Origin of the sequence: Achromobacter sp. UBA2119 (genome assembly GCF_002331005.1) — a bacterium.
GTDB classification, from domain to species: Bacteria; Pseudomonadota; Gammaproteobacteria; order Burkholderiales; family Burkholderiaceae_B; genus Achromobacter; species Achromobacter animicus.
On record NZ_DCYD01000011.1, the window covers coordinates 38055 to 57471 of the forward strand.

The 19417-nt window shown below is 66.2% G+C and carries 14 protein-coding genes; 3 read left to right on the forward strand and 11 right to left on the reverse strand.

Translation table 11 applies throughout. The features are described 5' to 3' along the window. Positions 1-9: 9 nt before the first annotated feature. The 11 genes from B3098_RS10265 to B3098_RS10315 all read right to left on the reverse strand — a co-directional run bounded on the left by B3098_RS10265 (position 10) and on the right by B3098_RS10315 (position 16394). Entirely contained in the window at positions 10-3153 is a 3144-nt protein-coding gene (locus tag B3098_RS10265; protein WP_286895779.1) for a T6SS effector BTH_I2691 family protein, read from the reverse strand. Next, complete coding sequence (locus tag B3098_RS10270; RefSeq protein WP_286895781.1) at positions 3150-4109, reverse strand: DUF4123 domain-containing protein; 960 nt, start codon at positions 4107-4109, stop codon at positions 3150-3152. The genes B3098_RS10265 and B3098_RS10270 overlap by 4 nt, the downstream gene beginning before the upstream one ends. Further along, positions 4106-6820: a type VI secretion system Vgr family protein gene (locus B3098_RS10275; RefSeq protein ID WP_286895782.1), complete on the reverse strand. Its 2715-nt coding sequence runs from the start codon at positions 6818-6820 to the stop codon at positions 4106-4108. The genes B3098_RS10270 and B3098_RS10275 overlap by 4 nt, the downstream gene beginning before the upstream one ends. Before the next feature lie 16 nt (positions 6821-6836). Then, entirely contained in the window at positions 6837-9548 is a 2712-nt protein-coding gene (tssH, locus tag B3098_RS10280; protein WP_286895785.1) for a type VI secretion system ATPase TssH, read from the reverse strand. 22 nt (positions 9549-9570) lie between these two features. After that, entirely contained in the window at positions 9571-10662 is a 1092-nt protein-coding gene (gene tssG, locus B3098_RS10285; protein WP_286895787.1) for a type VI secretion system baseplate subunit TssG, read from the reverse strand. Then, positions 10626-12464: a type VI secretion system baseplate subunit TssF gene (gene tssF, locus B3098_RS10290; protein ID WP_286895789.1), complete on the reverse strand. Its 1839-nt coding sequence runs from the start codon at positions 12462-12464 to the stop codon at positions 10626-10628. Before tssF ends, tssG begins: the two co-directional genes overlap by 37 nt. Before the next feature lie 51 nt (positions 12465-12515). Then, positions 12516-13001, reverse strand: coding sequence for a type VI secretion system baseplate subunit TssE (gene tssE / locus B3098_RS10295; protein WP_105237423.1), 486 nt, complete (start codon positions 12999-13001; stop codon positions 12516-12518). Positions 13002-13065: 64 nt separating this feature from the next. After that, positions 13066-13569, reverse strand: coding sequence for an Hcp family type VI secretion system effector (locus B3098_RS10300; RefSeq protein WP_105237422.1), 504 nt, complete (start codon positions 13567-13569; stop codon positions 13066-13068). 48 nt (positions 13570-13617) lie between these two features. Next, positions 13618-15117, reverse strand: a complete 1500-nt coding sequence (gene tssC, locus B3098_RS10305) for a type VI secretion system contractile sheath large subunit (RefSeq protein ID WP_286895795.1) — start codon at positions 15115-15117, stop codon at positions 13618-13620. Continuing rightward, a complete protein-coding gene (gene tssB, locus B3098_RS10310) occupies positions 15110-15625 on the reverse strand; it encodes a type VI secretion system contractile sheath small subunit (protein WP_008168611.1) in 516 nt (171 codons plus the stop codon). The genes tssC and tssB overlap by 8 nt, the downstream gene beginning before the upstream one ends. Positions 15626-15695: 70 nt before the next feature. Next, positions 15696-16394, reverse strand: a complete 699-nt coding sequence (locus B3098_RS10315) for a tetratricopeptide repeat protein (protein WP_286895799.1) — start codon at positions 16392-16394, stop codon at positions 15696-15698. Between the two features lie 156 nt (positions 16395-16550). On the opposite strand from B3098_RS10315, the gene tssJ reads away from it, so the two are divergent. The 3 genes from tssJ to B3098_RS10330 all read left to right on the forward strand — a co-directional run bounded on the left by tssJ (position 16551) and on the right by B3098_RS10330 (position 19395). Continuing rightward, positions 16551-17168 (forward strand): type VI secretion system lipoprotein TssJ, encoded by a 618-nt coding sequence (tssJ, locus tag B3098_RS10320; RefSeq protein WP_286895800.1) that lies wholly within the window; start codon positions 16551-16553, stop codon positions 17166-17168. 84 nt (positions 17169-17252) lie between these two features. Continuing rightward, positions 17253-18599: a type VI secretion system baseplate subunit TssK gene (gene tssK, locus B3098_RS10325; protein WP_286895802.1), complete on the forward strand. Its 1347-nt coding sequence runs from the start codon at positions 17253-17255 to the stop codon at positions 18597-18599. Between the two features lie 16 nt (positions 18600-18615). Then, positions 18616-19395 carry a DotU family type IV/VI secretion system protein gene (locus B3098_RS10330; RefSeq protein ID WP_286895803.1) on the forward strand — a complete coding sequence of 260 codons (780 nt, stop codon included), beginning with the start codon at positions 18616-18618 and terminating at the stop codon, positions 19393-19395. The last annotated feature ends 22 nt before the right edge of the window (positions 19396-19417 follow it).

Here is a 19417-nt window from a genome sequence, read left to right on the forward strand (position 1 = left end):
TGCGCCTTGTCAGTTAGTCGCTCTTACAAGATTTGAACCGCCGGGGCCCATGGGCACCGAGCGGATGTCGGGCATGCGGTCCGGGTCGGGCCAGTATTCGACCTTCAGGATCGCTTCATTGAAAATATCGTCATCGACCAGCACCTCCGTGCGCAGCACCCCGCGGCCGCTGCTCACATTGAACTGAACCGACTCGTCCCAAGGCTTGGCGGTGAACTCGATGGATTGGCTGCGATCCTTGCGTATCCAGCGCCAGGCATCCGCCCACCCGGGACGGGAGGTCATATTGTCGACGTAGTTGTCCACACGGTCGGCCCAGGTCTCCTCGCGCGGGCGCCCCTGCACCCATTGCATATCGGATGGTCCACGCGGCAGCAGATCCGGGTCCGTCGCGCGCGGGGATCCCTTGCTTGCCACGATGACGCTGATGCCCGGTCCGACGAGCTTCAGGATGTATGCGTAATCGCTGTGTTCGGTATAGCCCGGCATCACCACGTCCAGCACCAAACGATCGCGGCCAAAGATTTCCCCCTGCTTAAAGCCCTTCCACTCCAGCATCACGCGCACGCCGAACACGGCCCAGTTGAAATCCTCAAGTTCCTCTTCCCGGGTCGCATAGAGTTCGCGATCCTTCACGTCCGAGAACTGCGCGGAGCGCATGCAGCAACGCGTGAACCAGACTTCCAGTTCGCTTTCCTTGGCGCTGTCGCCCCAGAATTTGAAGTACAACCCGGCAGCCAGAAGGCACAGGCCCAGCGCAATCCATCCCCACACGGGAATACCCAGCAGCACCGTGCCGCCGCTGGTAAGGCCGACCATCGCGCTGCCAAAGCCCCCCGCGCCCGCCACCACCCCGGCCGTGCTGAATGCGCCACCCAACGAAACCAGGGCGGTGGCCACGCCGGTCAACCCGGACAACAGCAGGAACACGGATGAGGTGGCATAGGCGTTGCCCGCCTCGTAGTTCTTCACATCGTACTGGTCGATCGCATTCAGCGCGTTGTTGGCACCGTCGACGAACGTGGCCGCTGCCGCAAACACGGCGCCGGCCGTCCGCACCGCAGTCAGGCGCATGTTCAATTTCAGGTTCATCGTGAAGGCGGTGTTGGCGCCCACGCGTGCACCGATCGCGCCCGCGGTCACTTCGATCGCGACGCTGCCCACGCCCAACACCCCCGACGTGATGCCGAACCATGCCTTGCGCGCGGCCTTGGCGTCCTGCACAACCTGCGCGTTGCGCAAGTCCGAGACCGACGCATACAGCGCCACCAGCGTCAGCACGCCAGTCGCCCCCGCATTCGCGCCGTCCTTGGACTTTGCCCACTTGACCAGGCCCGCCAGCGGCGACATGGTCGGTGCGGGCAGCGCCAGCACGGGCGCGGGCGCCGGTAGCGCAAGCGCCGGCGATGGGCCGCCGCCGGGACGGGGCGGCGCCGCCGCCGCGGCGTTCAACTGCGCATCCACTTCTTCGGGAATGATGTAGTTGAGCGTGACCGGCGTGGAGCGTTCGGCCTGCGTGCCCATCCAGCCGGACTGCATCTGCTTGCTCGCACCGAGGCCCTCGCTGCTGCCCGCGCCCACCGTCACCGTCGCCGGGTTCGGTTCCCAGACAATCTGGTGCATGTCCGCGATCATCCGCGGCAAGGTGGTCGTATGCGTGCGCACGGCCATCACGACGTTCATCCGCGCCGACATCGTCAGCGTGACCCGCGCCGCGACACGTTCGGCGATGGGGTCGCCCGCCAGGGTCAGCCGCAGCAGCTGCGTCGCCATGAACCGGCCGATCGCCGCGCCAGCCACCCGCATCGGCGGCAATTGGCCCTTGGCCGCCCGCGCCTTGATCCAGTCGTTGTAGCTCTTGATCATCCGGCGGACATTGGAGACCTGCTTGGAGATCACCTTGCCCTTGGCCTCGCGGTCCAGGAAACCCAGCAGCTCGCCGTCGTTCGCCGCCAGCGCGCGCCAGATCGCCGCATAGGTGCTGTCGCTGTCCTCGTCCTTGAGCGAATCGTCGATGGCCTTGTGTTCGCTTTCGATCGCGCCCGCGCCATCCACGCACAGCGCCATGTCCTCTTCCAGCCGCTCGCCGGCCGCGGCGTCCTTGGGCGAATAGGCCTTGAGCGCCAGCCAGAACGCTTCGCGGCCATACCACCACGCCCAGTCCTTGCCCGCCCCTTCGATCTTCTCGCGCATGCGGTCGATCGCGACCTTGTTGTCGCTGAGCGTCTTGGCGACCTTGCCGGTATCGACACGTTCGCGCAGGCGCCGGATCTCGTCGCCCGTGTTGCCCATCTGCTTCTGCAGGCCGTCGATGATCTGCGCGACGCCCACTTCGCGCATGCGCGTGGGGTCCAGATGGTGTTCGGCCAGCTCGCCCATGCATTTGTTGCGCCACGTCGCCACGTCGGCCAGGATGCCGACGGGGTCGCGCAGCGCGAGCACGATGCCGCCCTTGGGCGTCATCTGCCGCATCTTGGCCGCAACGGCCGCGCCCTGCCCGCCGAACACGTTGACGGCCGGGGACAGCGTATTGCTGAATAGCGTGGCGGCGCCGGCCGCGTCGCGGAACTCGATCGAGTGCTTGGCCAGATTGGCGCCGTCCTCGGCCACGCGGTAGCCGGTCTCGGGCTTGGGATACCCGCCGCCCCACACCGCCTTGGCGTCCAGCTCCACCATGATCTTCTTGCGCCAGCGTTCGTCGCGGGTCAGATCGCGGCGGATGTCGCGCGTCCACCATACGCGCGAATATCCCACCCACACCGTGCGAGACGCGTTGGCCGGCGCCTCGACGTTGATCAGCGTGGATTCCAGGCCGTGCCCCTCGCGCGTGCACGTGAACGTGGGCTGTTCGGACGGACGGTTGTCGTCGTCGACCGGCACTTCCTTCATCTGGCCCGTCGCCGTCGCCGCGAATGCGCGCCAACCGTAGCTGCGGCGCGGATCCCAGATGTAGACGTAGCCGGCGGTGATGGCGCGCAGCATGTAGGCGCCCTGGCGCATGGTCTCGTAGTACAGCTCCGGATCCATGTACACGCCGTCGGGCAGGTCGTTCTTGCCGCCCGGCACATAGGCGATCCGCATGGGCAGGATGGGCAGGCCCGGCCGGCCGCAGAACTTGCCCTTGCAGGGCAGCGCGTCGTAGTCAGTCGTCATGCTTGCAGATCCTCCCGCGCCTGCGCCTCGTGCGCAAACGCCTGCCAATCCTCGTCGTCCATGTCCTCGGCGGCGCGATACAGGCGGCCGCCTTCCTCGCGCACTTCGCGCAGCAACGCCAGGAACGAGGGCGCGCATTCCAGCGGCGCGTCCAGTCGCACGCGCCAGGCCGCGAACAGCGCCGCGTCCTCGTCATCGGCGATGCCGCACCCCGCGGCGGCATCCAGCGCGCGCCGTACCGCTTCCAGCGCCGGCGTCTCATAACACAGCCCCTGCGCATTCAACCGTTGCAGGACGGCGTTGACGCGGCCCAGCCGCGCCAGGCGCGGCCAATCGGGCGTGACGGTCTGCATCGGGCCGCGCGCGTCCGGCAGCGTCTGCCACTGGCCGAACCCGTCCACGCTCATCCACGTGACGCCCTCGATCCAGGAGGCCGGCGCGGTGCGCGCGTACAGCTCGCTCTGGAACTGCGTGGTGCGCGGGTCCCAGAACCGCAGGATGCGCACGCGCCCCTGCGCATCGCGCAGGCGCGCGCGCAGCACCAGGCGCTGCGCGACCTCGGCCAGCGGCAGATCGGTGGCCAGCCATGCCGACATCGAGCGCGGCCGTTTGGCCGCCGGCGCCGGGCGCACCGCCTCGTCCACCGCCAGCCGCAGGCTGCGGTTGATCAGACGTTCGTGCCGCACTTCATCCGGCACCTCGGCCAGATACAAGGGCGGCGCGCTTGCCCCTTGTGAAATCAGGTCGACCTCGCAGCGCCGCAGACCGGCCGATGCGATGTCCTCGCCCAGCGGATCGGCCAGCGTCGAATCGCACAACAGCAGCACGCGGCGGTCGGCGCGCGCGTCCAGCACCGCGCGCAGGCCCGCAATGGCGTGCTCGACGCGGGCCTCGGCGGCGGGCGTCCAATACTCGGGCTGGCGGGTCGTCATGTCCAACGTCATGTCCATCGTCATGCCGCCAGCGCGCCGCTGCCGGCCGCGTCTTCGAGCGCCGCGGCGCAGCCTTCCATGTCGCCCTGCGGCGGCTGCGCGGGTCCGGCGCCGCTTTGCGGTCCCACCCAGTTGTGCACACCGGCCTTCAGTTCCACCTTGCCGGGCGCATGCAGCTGGATGCCACCACCCTCGATCCGCATGTACGCACCCGCGGCCGTCGCCAGCACCTTCTTGGACGCATTGACGTCCACCGCGCCCTGCGCCGACGCCAGCGTCACCGCCTTTTCCGCCGCCAGCCGCATGCGGGCCTTCTGGCTCTGGAGCCGCAGCTTTCCACCGGCGGCGTGCAGGCGGATGCCTTGCTCTTGCACCGCCCTTCCGCTGCCGCCCAGTCCCTTGGTAAAGAGCGCGACGCCCTGCGCCACGCACATCGCCAGATTTGCGCCCGCCGCCCAGTTCACGTCCGGGGCAATCTGGCACAGCGTGGCGCCGGCCACCGTGTACGCGTTATGCGGCGTGTATTGCCCGATTCCGCTGGGCGCGCTGACCTGGATGTGCGGCTGGGTGTAGGCCGGCACATTGTGTTCTGCGTCGGACTTGGTGCCTTCGATGATCTCGCGCACTGCATTCAGCTCGTTCAGCGCCCGCGGCTTGTCGTTGTCGCCGGGCAACAGGGCCTCCTGGCGGCCGGCCGTTGCGGACAGCTCGGCGGCCTGCTCGATGGCCTTTTCCATTTGCTGGATGGCCTCTTCGCTGTCCAGCAGGCCGCCCGTTGCGTCCTCGCGCTTGTGGGCGCTGATGAGCAGGCCTTCCCCCGCCCGCAGCGCCAGCGCCTCGGCCGTCGCCAGCTCGGCGCCATGGCCCAGATCCGACAGCCGCTCGTTGTCGCGCTGCTGCTTCAAGTGCCCCAGGTTCAATCGCGATTCGGCCTGCGTGGTCGAGGCCGTCAACCGCGACTGGCCCGGCGTGTCGTCCTGCACGAGCTGGTTGTAGCCGCCCATGCCCTGCCCGCTGGACGCCAGCGCCTGGGTCTTGAAGCCCGACATCACCACGTTATGCGCGTGCCCCGCTTCGCTGCCCGCGAACCAGGCGGGCGCATTGCCGGTCGCCTTGGCCGCGCCGCCCTGCACCTGGTTGTTGGCGGCGTTTTCCGTGCCCGCGCCGTTGTACAGCGCGCCCACGACGACAGGCCGGTCGATATCGCCATGCAGGAACTGCACCAGCACCTCCTGTCCCAGCCGGGGAACGAAATGCCCGCCCCAATCCGATCCGGCGACGGGCTCGGCCACACGCACCCAGGTGCCCAGCGCCTCGCTGGCGGGCGCATTGTCGTCGCCGGCCGGATGGTCCTGCCGGCTGCTCGACGCGCTGCCGCGCTGCCAGTGGAACTGGATCTTGATGCGATGATCGCGGTCGGTGTGCACCGAATCGCCGGCGCCCACCACCAGCGCAGTCTGCGCGCCGTGCACGGTGGGGCGCGGATGCAGGCGCGCGCCGTGGCCATCGCGTGTGCTGGGCCGGTACTCCAGCGTGGCGGCAATGGCCTCGAAGCGATTGCGATAGAAGTCCGCCGCCTCGCCATCCGCCTTTTCCACAGCCCCGCCGCCCGCCGCGCCCAGCGCCTGCGCCACGGCCTGCCCGAGGCTTTCGTCGAAGTTGTTGCGCGCTTCGTGGCGGATGCCGATGACCACGAAGTCCGCCCCTGCGCCTTGCGAGGGCTCCCAATGGCCGGTCAACGTGAAGCGCTGACCCGGCGCCAGGGTGCGCACGGTGCCTTCGCCCTCGAACAACGACTGGCGAACGCGCTGCGCGGCCAGCGCGTTGTGCGCCAGCCGCTCGCCCTGCGCGCTGTCTTCGTACAGATATTGCCCGGGGTAATCCGAGTCGGCCAGTTCCAGCGCATTGGCGAACTTGTCTTCGACCTGGGCGCTGACCTTGCGCGCCTGCATGGCGCGATAGTCCCAGGTGGCCAGCCGCACGGCATTCGTGCGCCATGCGCGGTGCTGGCGCCAGGCCTGGATGGAGTCCTGTTCCTCGGTCGCATCGGCGCGCTGGAAGGGAACGCTGTCCTGCGGGCCGGTCTCGAATGCGCCATTGTGATCGGCGATCACGATCGTATGGGTACCGGGTTCCCCGTCGCCGCCTTCATGTTCGACCCAATAGAACAGCCCCTCTTCCGCCAGCAGACGCTCCACGAAAGCGAAGTCGGTTTCGCGATACTGAATCGTCAGGCTGCGCTTGGCGTAAGCATCGCGATCCTTCACTTCCCAGCGCCATTGGGGCGCAAGCGCACCCTGGCCCTTGTAATCGCCAAACACGCTGTCGACGATGTCGATCACCGACAGGTCCTGGAACGCAAAACTGTCGCGCCGCTGGCGCAGCAGCGCCAGCCATGGCTCGATGCGCAGGCGGTAGCGCGCAAAGCCGCCATTGGCGCCCTCGAAGCGCGCCTCGGTCACCACGCCGCACCACACGCGGTGTTCGTCCCGGCCCAAGGCGGTCTGCAGCTTGACCTGCGCGGATTGGCCGATCAGCGACTTCAGCGGGATGTGGGCATCACCGGACAGCGCGTCCACGTCCAGCACGAAGCCGCCGCCGCTCAACTGCTCCCGGCCCTGCAGCCGCTCGGCCAGCAAGGTGTCCGGACCCAGCGGCGTGGCCAGGTCCAACAGGCGATCGGCCTGCGTAAAGCCTGCGCCCAGCGGGCCGGCGGCAGCGGATTCAAGGGCCATGTCTGCGTCTCCCTCGTCAGCTCATCCGGAACCGGAACTCGCCGTTCTTGCCCGCGGTCACACGGATCTTGGCGATGGCCTCACCCTGCGACATGCGGCCAAGCACCTGCTCGGCGATCTCCGGCAGCAGCGCGCCGTTCAAAATATGGTCCACATTGCGCGCGCCCGTGTCGACCTCGGTGCAGCGGGCCAGCACGGCTTCCACCAATCCGTCGTCCCAGTCGAACGCCGCGCGGTGCGTGGCCTGGACGCGGCGCGCGATGCGGCCGAGCTTCAGGCCAATGATGTGCGCCAGCGCGTCGTCGTCCACCGGGTAGTACGGAATCGTCTTCATTCGGCCCAGAAACGCCGGCTTGAACGCCTTGTACAACTGCGGCGCCAGCAGTTCCGCCAACTGCTCCGGCGACGGGCGCTCACTGGCCGGCTTGTTCAGGCAGGCCTGCATGATGGTGCTGGACCCCACGTTGGACGTCAGGATGATGAGCGTGTTGCGAAAGTCGATCTCGCGCCCTTCCGCATCGTCCATCACACCCTTGTCGAACACCTGGAAGAACAGTTCCAGCACATCGGGATGGGCCTTTTCTATCTCGTCCAGCAGCACCACGCTGTAGGGCTGGCGCCGCACCGCCTCGGTCAGCACGCCGCCCTCGCCGTAGCCGACATATCCGGGCGGCGAGCCCTTCAGTCCGGAAATGCTGTGGGCCTCCTGGTACTCGCTCATGTTGATCGTGACCAGCTTGCGCTCGCCGCCGTAAAGAATGTCGGCCAGCGCCAGCGCCGTCTCGGTCTTGCCCACGCCCGACGGGCCCACGAACAGGAACACGCCCTTGGGCTTGTCCGGATCTTCCAGCCCGGCGCGGGCCGTGCGCACACGCTGCGCGATGGCATGCAGCGCGTGGTCCTGGCCGATGACGCGCTCGGCCAGCATGGGCTGCAATTGCAGCACGGTGCGGATCTCGTCGTTCACCATGCGGCCCAGCGGAATGCCGGTCCAGGCCGAAATGATCTCGGCCACGATCTGGGCGTCCACGCAGGCGGGCACCAGCGGCTGCTCGCCCTGCAAGGCGCGCAGCTCGTCCATCAGCCCGGCCAGGCGCTGCTGCTCGGGCGTAAGCGGCGCGGGCGCCGGCTTGCGGCGGCCGGAAGCCGGCGCGGCGGGTGGCGCCGCGGAAGCGTCCGCGTTCGGCGCATCCTGGCCCTGGGCTTCCAGTTCGGCGCGCAAGGCCTGGATCCTGTCGACCAGCGCCATCTCAGCCGCGTACCGCCCTTCCGCGTCGGCCAGCGCCGCTTCCACGCTGGCGATCTCCGCGTCCAGTTCCGCCAGCCGCGCTTGCGGCGCCCCCGTGGCGGCCTCGCGCCGCAGGGCCTCCCGTTCGGTGCGCAGCCGCGTCAGGCGATGGCGCGCATCGTCGATCAGCGCCGGCGTGGCGCTGCGGCCCAGCGCCACGCGCGCGCAGGCCGTGTCGAGCACGCTGACGGCCTTGTCCGGCAACTGACGGCCCGTGATGTAGCGATGCGACAGCCGCGCGGCCGCAACAATGGCCTCGTCCAGGACGCGCACACCGAAGTGGCGTTCCATCAGCGGCGCCATGCCACGCAGCATCGACGCCGCCAGCGCTTCGTCCGGCTCCTCGACCTTGACGACCTGGAAGCGCCGCGCCAGCGCGGCGTCCTTCTCGAAGTACTTCTTGTATTCGCTCCAGGTCGTGGCGGCGATGGTGCGCAGCTCGCCGCGCGCCAGGGCGGGCTTGAGCAGATTGGCGGCATCGTTCTGGCCCGCCTGCCCACCAGCGCCGATCATCGTGTGCGCCTCGTCGATGAAAAGAATGATGGGCGACGGGCTCTTCTTGACCTCGTCGATCACGTTCTTCAGGCGGTTTTCGAACTCGCCCTTGACGCTGGCGCCGGCTTGCAGCAGGCCCATGTCCAGCACGCGCAACGTGACGCCGGCCAAGGCGGGCGGCACGTCGTCCGCGACAATGCGCAGCGCCAGCCCCTCGACCACCGCAGTCTTGCCCACGCCCGCCTCGCCGGTCAGGATGGGATTGTTCTGCCGCCGGCGCGTCAGGATGTCGATCATCTGGCGGATCTCGGCATCCCGCCCGATGACCGGATCGATCTTGCCTTCCCGCGCACGCTCGGTGAGATTGGTCGTGTACTGGTCCAGCGCGGGCGTCTGCGACAAGCCCGGCGCGGGCTGCCCGGGCGCTTCTTGCCCACCCGCGTCATCGGCCAAGCCCACCGCCTGCCCCGTCTCCTCCGACCCTTGCGTCAGGGCGGCGAAATCATGTTTCAGTTCGTCCAGCCGGAACGATTCGAACAGCGGCGAGCCCCGGCGCGCCAGTTGCGCCAGATCGGGCTCGGTCAGCAGCGCCAGCAGCAGATGTCCGGAACGGATCCGGGTGGTCTGCGTATCCAGCGACGCGATCAGCCACGCGTGTTCGAACAGCTTGGGCAGATGCGCCGAAAACACGGGCGTACGCGTGTTGCCATTCTTGAACCGGTCGATCTCCGCCTTCAGATCGGCTTCCAGCGCATCAGCCTGGATGTGGCAACGCCGCGCAATGATGCTCACGTCGCTGGCCGGCTTTTCCAGCAGCGCCAGGAACAGATGCTCGAGATCCACTTCATAGTGGCCTTGTGCCATGCACAGGCTGGCCGCGCGCTCGGCGGCCTGGCGGCAGGTCTGATTCAACTTCCCGATCAACGTCTTCAGCGGAGTGGCCATGAGTCTTTAGCTTGTCTTCGGTTCAATGGATGGTGTGCAGTTCATAACTGGCGTCGTCGCGGTCCTCAGCGGCCGGCCCGGTGCACAGAAAAGAATTCCAGCCCAGGCGCACGTCGCCGCCCTCGCCGAGCTGGCAGGGCATGACGCTCTCGCGCGCCAGCACCAGCCGCACCTCGTACTCGAAGGTCATGCCGCCGAACATCGTCAACAGCTTTTCCAGCGCCTGCGCGCGCTCGCCACCCGGCAGGAAATCGGCGAAGGCCTGGCGCGGCAGCGGTCCGATCCACAACCGTATGCGCAGGTCGCGCTGCCAGATGCGATCGCCCGCCAGGGCGGACACGCCCAGTACCGCGCCCGGCTGTCCCAATCGGGTACGGTTCTGCGGCGGCACGTCATACCAGCGCCCCACGAACTGCTCCACGCGCAGGGGCACGCCGAAGTAGTCCTGCAACACGCGCTGCAGCATCGGCGCCGAAACAGGCCGCTGGCGCGCGGCCGCCGCGTAATGCGCCACGGACTCGTCGAACACTTTGCCCGCGCCGCTGTGCAACCGGTCGCGTAGCGCCGGGTGACCGATCCCGCCCAGCGCCAGCAACAGCGGCAGAAAGTGATGGTCCTGTTCGGTTTCGTGCCGCAGCGGCATGCGGTACTTCTTCCACGCGGCGTAGAACAGCGCCGCCGCCCGGTTCGAGAAAATATCGAAAAAGGCGCGCGCGCCGCGGTCGCGCCGCAGGCTCTCCCGGTTTGCCAGCATCTCGGAATAATGCAGCGGCAGCGCCCCCTGCCCGCCCAGCAGACCAAACAATGCCGGCGTCACTTCCACACGGCCCAACCGTCCCTCGGCAATGGCAGCCTGGCGCGCCGCCTCGTCGGCCAACGCCTCGCCGTCCTTGTCATACGCCACCGCATCGACGACTTCGCTGGGCGGGAACGCCAGCCCGGGGGCATTGGGAAAGCGCAGGTGCACGGGAACCGTATGGCGCGTCGCGCCGCGTTCCTGCCGCGCGAAGCACTGCTCGAGCAGACGTACGGCCTGGAAAAACTTGAAGCGCTGCGGCTCTGCCAGCAGCGCGTCCATCACGCTAGGATGGCGTCGCCGTTGCATGGGGGGCATCGTAGTAATTCCTCTGCGCCGCGGCGCGACAACACGACCAATTGCACAAAGCTGTTGGCGTGCACGTACAGGCCAAAGAAGCGGTTGATGACGGCAACGAAGGTATGCAGACTCGTGCCCACGAAGTGATCTTCATTGACGGTCAGGCGGATCTCGATCCCGCGCACGAATGTGGCGAAAGGCTCGCCCGGCATCCAATGCGTGGCCGGTTTGTAGTCCAGGCCAATCAGTCCTTCGATCTGACGCGCGGCGACCGCCGACCCGGACAGGTCGTAAAGGCGCAGCGTTTCCTTCAAGGCGGGCAGGCCGCTCTGCACGAGCGACAGGTGATTCAGCGCCAGATGCGAAATCAACCGCCAGTGGGCGGCGCGCCCCTGCTGGAAACGGTGCGAATGCGTCGGCCGGCGCAGCATCCGGATGCTGCGCGCCACCGTACCGCCTTCCAGGAACAGGTCGCCGCCCGATTGGCCCACCGCGATGCTCGCCGGCAGGTCGCGATTGGTGCACGTCAGGTCCAGGCTCAGGGTTTCGGTCTGCGGCACCGAGGGATCGAAATCGATGTCGACGATGGAAATCTCGGTCTCGTACCCCGGGCTGCGTTGCGCCATCGAGGCATCGCGCCGCATGGTCCAGTAGTGGCCGGCGGACTCCGGCGATTCGCCGTGATGCAGCGAATAGAACGGCCGGAAGTCCACCACCGTATCGTTCTGGGCGTTCTGCCGCACCTGACGCACGCGATCGATGGAATAGACCTCGTATCCGTACGCGCGACGCGCATCGGCCACCACCGGATACGACGCCGCGGCGTGCGTCACGCGGATCGGATCGGCGCGCTGCGCAAACAGGTTCACCACCGGCGTGCAGCCCAGCCGCAGGTTGTCCGCCGATGTCGATTCGAGCAGCCGCGCCGTGTTGGAATCGGCACGCACCCCGCTGACCGGCACGTGCAGCGTAAATTGCCGCACGGCGCCCAGATGGGGACGCAGCGCGGCCAGGTCGATATCGACGAAATTGAATTTCTCGGCGAACACGAAGTATTCGGCCAGCAGGCGGTACGCCGGGTGCGAGCTGGCGGGAAAGTCGATCAGCGCATCTTCCTCGGCCAGCCCGACCTGCGCCAGCGGAATCGTGGCCAGGCGGTCCCACCGTCCCGGCTGCAGCTCGACATAGGCCGCAGCCGCGCGCAGGAACAGGGCGTCGCGCAGCGCCGCCACGAACGACGGTTCGCCGTGCAGATAGACACGCAGCCGGTCGACGCCCGGCATGCCGAAATGCTGGTTCTCGCCCAGGCAGCCCAGCGTAATGGAGAAGCGGCCCGTGACGCCGGCCGGCAGCTTGGCCATGGCCGGCGCATTGGCGCTGGACTCGAACGCCGCGCGCCGGACCTCGATGGGGGCCAGCGTGACGTCATAGGCGGTGCGAAAGCGACACGCCACCCCGCGTACCGGATGGGATTTCAGTTCGGTGCCTCGCCCGATGCGCACGGGTGCGGTCAATTGCGCGCCCGCGCCGCCCAAGTCGAACTGCGCCACGCTGCACGAAGGAAACGGCCGCAGGTAATGCGGATACATCACCTCGAACAGCGCTTCGGTGAATTCGGGGTAATCGTCGTCCAGCTTCTTGTTGATGCGCGCGCTCAGCAATGCGAACGACTCGATCATGCGTTCGACGTGCGGATCCTCGCAGGTCTCGCCCGACAGCCCCAGCCGCGCGGCAATCTTCGGATAACGCTCGGCAAAATCGCGCGACGAGGTGCGCAAGAAGCCAAGTTCGCGCTCGTAATAGGGCAGCAATTCTTCCATTGATGTCTTCCTGTCCGGCGCGCCAGGGCACCTGCACCGCGGGTTGATGCGCTAGACCGTGGCCGGGCTTTTGGCCCAACCCTTGGTCACGGAGTACTGCAAGGTCGAGGGCTGCAGCGTGGCGTCGAAGGTCACGGGCTCGTGGGCGGGCCCCACATCCAGCATGGCCGTGATCGCGAAATACAGCACCGACGTCGCCCGGCTGTCGACCTGCAGCATGACCCGCACGTGCGTCAGCCGGGGCTCGTGGCGCGCAATCGCCTGTTCGAGCGAACGGCAGATGAACTCGCGGTCGTAGTGGCTGGCCAGGCTGAGCCCAGAAAAGTCCGACAGCCCGTACGTCAGCACGGAACGCCGGCAGTTCGGGTAGCGCCGCAGGTCCTCCTCGGTGAACACCATGCGGGTGTTCAGCAGCGCCTCGATGTCGCGCGCCACCGTCTCTTTCATCTCCTCGATCGACAAGCGCCGCAAGGCATAGGGCGACTGGCCCTCTGCTTCGAACAGCTTGTCGAAGAGACTCGGTTCGAATCCTTTCATCGGGGCCTCAAAAGAAGGACGGCGACCCTCTCGGGCCGCGGTCTTCGTGCCTGCCCGGCGGAGATCAGACCGAGTAGGTCTTGTCGTTCTTGGTCAGGCTCCAGGCGCCCTGGGCGTTGCCGCCCTGATTGCCGCCCACCTTCTGCTGCGTGTACTTCCACTGCACGGCGGCGTACTTCAGCGAGAACGTTTCGTGCGGCAGGCCTTCGGCCACGACTTCCGGCGCCACGCGGGCAATGATCACGTACTTGAGCTTGATCTCCAGGTACTTGACGCGGTTGCCTTCGCCGTCGGCGCGCAGGAAGTCGATGGTCACTTCGTCAAAGGTGGTGCCGCCCGACGCGTGCTGATACAGCAGCGGGCTGACAACGTCCAGATCCTTGGTGAAGACCATTTCGCCGTGTTCGGTGCGCTCGGCGGTATGGCCGCCCGAGGTCGATGCGGTGGCCGAACGCGGCTGGATGATCTCGTGGCGCCACGAACTGACTTCGATCCAGTCCGGATGGTCCTTGTCTTGCGACTCGCCCTTGAGCGCCGGATTGCCGAACTTGACGTAGATGTCCTTCATTGTTGATAGCCTCTTCAGATGATGGATGAGTTGTCAGTGCAATGACGCTCAGGATTTCTGGGCCTGCGCCGGCAATTCGGCGACCAGGCGCAACGAGATCGAGAGTTCGTCAAGCTGGAAATGCGGCCGCAGGAACGCCACGGCACGGAAGACGCCAGGGCGGCCTGGCACCTCGGCCACTTGCACCGATGCTTCGCGCAGCGGGAACTGCGCCTTTTGTTCCTGCGTCGCGTTGTCGTCCAGCAGCACGTACTGCGATACCCAGCGATTCAGGAAACTCTCTACGGACTGCGCCGATGCGAAGCTGCCGATCTTGTCGCGCATCATCGCCTTCAGGTAGTGCGCCACGCGCGATACCGAGAAGATGTATTGCAGCTGCGCCGACAACACCGCGTTGGCGTTGGCGCTGTCCGTGTTGTACTTCTTGGCCTTCTGCACCGATTGGGCGCCAAAGAAGGCGGCGTAATCCGAGTTCTTGCAATGCACCAGCGGGATCAGGCCCTGATCGCTCAGTTCCTTTTCGCGCCGGTCAGTGATGGCGATCTCGGTCGGGCACTTGAGTGCGATTTCGCCGTCGTCCGTCTTGAACGTATGCGTGGGCAGATTCTCGACCAAGCCGCCGCCTTCGACGCCGCGGATCGCCGCGCACCAGCCGAAGTCCGCAAATGCCGCCGTCAAGCGTGCGCCGAAGGCCCACGCGGCGTTGCACCAGAGGTACTTGGAATGGTCGGTGCCGTCCACGTCCTCGACGAAATTGAAGCCTTCGACCGTGGTGCCTTCCACCGGGTCGTACGGCAGGCGGCCGAGAAAGCGCGGCATGGTCAGGCCGACATAGCGCGAATCTTCCGAATCGCGGAAGCTGCGCCATTTGGTGTATTCGACGGTATCGAACACCTTGGCCAGATCGCGCGGGCGACCCAGATCGGCAAAGCTGTCCAACCCCAGCAGCTCCGGCGACGCCGACGCGATGAACGGCGCGTGCGACGCGGCCGCCACGTGCGACATCTGCTCGATGAAATACATGTCCTCGGGCTGGCGCGTGATCTCGAAGTTGCCCAGCAGCGCCCCGAACGGCGCGCCGCCGAACGTGCCGAATTCCTCTTCGTACACCTTCTTGAACATCAGGCTCTGATCGAAATCGATCGCGGTCTGGAAGTCGCGCACCAGGTCGCGCTTGGTCGTGTTCAGCACCTTGATCTTCAGCATCGGGCTGGTGTCGGTCTCCTGGCACAGGTAGTGCAGGCCGCGCCAGGTGCTCTCCAGCTTCTGGAACTCGGGCGCATGCATCACTTCGCTCAGTTGGGCCGAGATCAGGCGGTCGAGCTCGGCGACGCGCGCGTCCAGCATGGCCGACAGGTTGTCGGACACGACAACGGTGCCCTTCATCACCTCACGCACCAGCTCGCCAATGATGTCCTTGGCGCGGTCGTGCTCGGCGGTGGATTTGGCGACTCGGCTTTGCTCGACGATCTGGTCCAGCAGCCCGCTCTGCGCGTCGGTGGCGGTGGCGGTGGCGGCGGTGTTTTGTGCGGCGGCGGAATTACTCATTGCGGCCTCCCTTGTCGGTCTCGCTGGTGAGCTGTTGCAGCTTTTCGGTGCTGGTCAGCACTTCGCCCAGCAGGTCTTCCAGCTTGTCGTTGCCGGCAAGCTTGTTGCGCAGATCGGCCAGCTTGGTGCGGATGTCCAGCAGCTCGCGCAGCGGATCCACCTGCTGCACGACGGCTTCCGGACGGAAATCCTCGATCGAGCGGAATTTCATGTCGACGCCGAACGTGCCGCCTTCATCAGTCAGGCGGTTCTTCACGCGGTACGCCGCGCGGGGCTCCAGTCCCCTCATCACGTCGTCAAAGTTGTCGACGTCGATGTTGACGAACTTGCGGTCCTTCAGACGGGGCAGCTCGGCCTCGGACTGCGCAGAGAAGTCGCCCACCACGCCGACCACGAAGGGAAGCTCCTTCTGTTCGATGGCGTCGCCCTTCTCCACGTCATACGTGAGCTGAACGCGCGGCGGACGGACTTTCTGCAATCGTTTCTGAACGCTTTCTTTCTTGGCCATGGACGGCTCCGTGCAAAGGATCTTGTCTGTCGGTCGGGGAGACGCCGCCATGGCGGCGCCCCAAGGCGAATCACTTGGTCAGCAGGTCGCCGAACGGATTCGGCGCGCGATTGGGCTGCTGGGCAGGCGGGCTGGCGGGTTGTTGCGAAGACGGGGACGCGGCGGGGGATGCGGCAGGCGATGCGGCGGGCGCTCCCGCGGCGGGCGCTCCCGGGACGGTCGCTCCTGCGGCGGGCAGCCCGGCAGCCGGTTTGACTGCGGGTGCCGGATCCACCTTGCGCGGTTGGCGCGGCCGGGGCGGCGGGCGGCGTCCCTCGGGGAACAGGACGTCCTGGCCCAGGGTTTCACGCATCGCCTCGGCAAGCGCCACGGCGTCCGGGCGGGCATTGCCGGCCAGCAGCGCGTCGGCGCGCACATCGGCCAGGGACTGCATGGCCACACGCAAGCCACCGACGGCGCGCACCGTCTTGGCCACGAAGTCGTCCGGATCGCGGCTCAACGTTTCGTCGGCGGCAACGATCGCCTGCCCATATTTCTGCTGATCGAAGCGGATCTTTGCGATGTAGGACCAGGGTTCGCCCTTGGACGGATTGCGCTGCGCGATCTCTTCAAATTGCGCGACAGCCTGGTCAGCGTCTTTCTGCGCCAACGTCTTTTCGGCATCGGCCAGGGACTGCTTGTACTCGGCTTCGGACTGCGGCTTGACCGACACACAGCCGGTCATCAATGCAACGACCCCTGTGATGACAACGAGGCGGAAGAAGGGCATTTTTTAAGCACCTAGCAAGGTTGTAACCAGGGGCCGTATTTCATCAACCTTTTGTTAGTGCAGCGCTACAGCACGTTTCTTCATGTTACTTGCGTCGAATTTGCACGTATCGTGCCGTGATCTGTATTGCTTCACACACTTCCGGTATAAAGAGCCATGTCCAAACATATCCGTTTATCACGTTTGTTCACGGGGTTGTCGTGTGCGCTCGCGAGCACCGTCCTTACTGGATGTGCAGCCGTTTCGGCCATCGGCGCGGTGGCCGGTTTGACGGGCAATGCGATGGAGATGGCGGGCCTGAAAAAGCCCGAAAACGCGCCTGTGGAAGTGAACCTGGCGATTCACGCCGGAGAAAATTTGAATGCCGGCGCCGGCCAGGCGATGGCGGTCGTTACAAAAATATACTACCTGAAGAATCCTGAGCCATTCCAGCGTGCGCCGCTCACGCAATTGATAGACACTGCCGGGGAAAAGGCAGCGCTGGGGGAATCAATGCTGGGTTCGCGCGAGCTCACGCTCACGCCGGGACAGCGTTACGAAACCGTCGAAAAAGTCCCCAAGCAAGCCGATTACATCGCTGTCGCCGGGCTGTTTTATGCACCCGCGCCCATGCGTTGGAAGTACATATTCAAAGTCGGGGATGTGGAAGACGACGGCATCGTACTGGGCGCGCATGCCTGCGCGCTGACGGTGGCCAAGGGCCGCCCCACGTTGCCTGCGGGCGTGCCCGCCTACGATCCGTCACGCCTGTCCGGCGTGCAGTGTCCAGGCTGACGCATCAAAGCCGCCCGCCGTTCACATCCTTCAATTCTTAAAGCAATAGAGAAACCAGGAAAGACGAAACAGGGAGCGCGTATTTTGAGTTACTCCGCCAAAGTCCTTTGGGGCGAAGGTCTGTTCCTCCGGCCGCAGCATTTCCAGCGGCAGGATGCGTATCACGAAGATCGGCTGGCCGAAATGGCCCGCGTGTTGCACCCCTATGCATGGGGTCTGCGCTCTGCGCGTTTCGATGCCTCGGCGCTAGCCAACGGCATGCTGCGCGCCACCGAAATGAGCGCCGTGTTTCCGGACGGCGAACTCTACAGCGCGCCACACGGCGACGAACTTCCACCGCCTGTCGCGTTGACCGCGCTGGATGGCGTGTCCGAAGCCGTGTTCTATCTGGCGATCCATCCCTTGAAGGCCATCGGCGGCAACTATCGCGACGCCCAGACGTCGGGCAGCTTCGATTCCCGCTACACGCACAGCAATACTCCCGCCCCCGATCTCTATACCGGCGCGGCCTCCGCCGAGCTCGCATTCCTGCGCAAGGACGTGCGCCTGATCTCCGAATTCGAGCCGCGTGACGAACTGCTGGCGATTCCCGTGGCGCGCGTGCGGCGCACGGCCAACGCCAGCTATGAACTGGATACGACCTTCATTGCGCCCAGCCTGTCGCTGACTGCCTCGGGCGCCCTGCACGAGCTGCTCCGGCGGCTGCTCGACGCCTTGCAGGCCAAGGTCAACGCGCTCTATGGGTTTCATCGCGAACCCAGCAAGAACATCATCGAGTTCCGCTCCGGCGACGTCGCCTCGTTCTGGCTGCTGCACACCGCAAACGAGGCCTACGCCACGCTGTCGCACCTGTTCCATCACCCGCAACTGCATCCCGAACGCCTGTTTCAGGAACTGGCGCGGCTGGCGGGCGCGTTGATGACCTTTTCCAAGGTGCACACGCTGGCGGATCTTCCCGTGTATCGCCACGATGCGCCCGGACCGGCGTTCGCCCGCATGGACGAGATCCTGCGCGACCTGCTCGAAACGGTGATCTCGACCCGGTACTTCTCGATCGTGCTCGAAGAGTTGCGTCCCTCGTTCCACATGGGCCGCCTCGATTCCGAAAAGCTGGACGAGACCACCTCGCTGTATCTGGCGGTCCAGGCCGCGATGCCCGCCGCTGAACTGGCCGAGAGCGTACCCATGCGCTTCAAGGTGGGCGCGCCGGAAGACGTGGACAAGCTGGTGCTGTCCGCCATGCCGGGCGTGCCGCTTTCCTATACGCCGCAGGTGCCGCCCGCCGTGCCCGTCAAGCCGGGCGCTGTCTATTTCGCGTTGCAGACGCGCGGTTCGTTGTATGACCGCATGCTGCAGGCGCGAAGCATTGCCATCTATGCCCCCGCCGGGATTCCCGAACTCAAGCTGGATCTGATCGCAGTGACTCGCTGACAGGAACGACACCGCCATGACTGCTGACGCCCCCTCCCTGATGCCTGGCGCAACGCTGCCGCCGCACGCGGCGGCCTTTCACGCTAGCCGTCCCGCCAGGTCGTTGCTGGATCTGATGTATGACGGCTTCCTGATGCTGTTTTTGCTCAAGAGCGGCCAGGAGCCCGCCGACGCGGCCGCCTTCTCCGCCCACGTGCAGCAGTTCCTGGCGGACTACGAGCGCGCCGCCAAGAAAATGGATATTCCCGCGGAGGACGTGTACGCCACCAAGTACGCGTTCTGTGCCGCCGTGGACGAGACCGTGCTCAATTCCGGCTTCGCGATCCGCGACGCCTGGATGCTTCAGCCGCTGCAGCTTGCGCTCTTTGGCGAGCAACTGGCGGGCGAGAACTTCTTCGCCCGGCTGGAGGATCTGCGCGCGCAGGGCGCGCCGCGCCTGCAATCGCTGGAGATCTATTACATGTGCCTGCTGCTGGGCTTTCAGGGCAAGTACCTGATCGAAGCCCAGGAAAAGCTGGGCTATCTGACGGCGCGCCTGGGCGACGAGATCGCCCTGTTGCGCGGCAAGCGCACCGGCTTCGCGCCGCACTGGCCGCTGCCCGACAAGGTGGCGCACACGCTCAAGCGCGACGTGCCGCTGTGGTCGATCATGGCGTTGTTCGCATTGCTGGGCCTGCTCGCCTTCCTGGGCATGGGCCACTTCCTGAACACCGAAATGCAGACCGCGATGGCGCCCTATCACGACATCGTCAAGCTGGGTCCGCGTGCCGCGCACCTGACGATTTCGCTGCCCTAGCGGCGGCACGCAAGACCCGGGC

Bases quoted from the DNA above. Each gene is read 5' to 3' on its own strand.
- B3098_RS10265 (WP_286895779.1), bottom strand. From the start codon at position 3,153: ATGACGACTGACTACGACGCGCTGCCCTGCAAGGGCAAGTTCTGCGGC.
- B3098_RS10270 (WP_286895781.1), bottom strand. From the start codon at position 4,109: ATGACGATGGACATGACGTTGGACATGACGACCCGCCAGCCCGAGTAT.
- B3098_RS10275 (WP_286895782.1), bottom strand. From the start codon at position 6,820: ATGGCCCTTGAATCCGCTGCCGCCGGCCCGCTGGGCGCAGGCTTTACG.
- tssH (WP_286895785.1), bottom strand. From the start codon at position 9,548: ATGGCCACTCCGCTGAAGACGTTGATCGGGAAGTTGAATCAGACCTGC.
- tssG (WP_286895787.1), bottom strand. From the start codon at position 10,662: ATGCCCCCCATGCAACGGCGACGCCATCCTAGCGTGATGGACGCGCTG.
- tssF (WP_286895789.1), bottom strand. From the start codon at position 12,464: ATGGAAGAATTGCTGCCCTATTACGAGCGCGAACTTGGCTTCTTGCGC.
- tssE (WP_105237423.1), bottom strand. From the start codon at position 13,001: ATGAAAGGATTCGAACCGAGTCTCTTCGACAAGCTGTTCGAAGCAGAG.
- B3098_RS10300 (WP_105237422.1), bottom strand. From the start codon at position 13,569: ATGAAGGACATCTACGTCAAGTTCGGCAATCCGGCGCTCAAGGGCGAG.
- tssC (WP_286895795.1), bottom strand. From the start codon at position 15,117: ATGAGTAATTCCGCCGCCGCACAAAACACCGCCGCCACCGCCACCGCC.
- tssB (WP_008168611.1), bottom strand. From the start codon at position 15,625: ATGGCCAAGAAAGAAAGCGTTCAGAAACGATTGCAGAAAGTCCGTCCG.
- B3098_RS10315 (WP_286895799.1), bottom strand. From the start codon at position 16,394: ATGCCCTTCTTCCGCCTCGTTGTCATCACAGGGGTCGTTGCATTGATG.
- tssJ (WP_286895800.1), top strand. From the start codon at position 16,551: ATGTCCAAACATATCCGTTTATCACGTTTGTTCACGGGGTTGTCGTGT.
- B3098_RS10330 (WP_286895803.1), top strand. From the start codon at position 18,616: ATGACTGCTGACGCCCCCTCCCTGATGCCTGGCGCAACGCTGCCGCCG.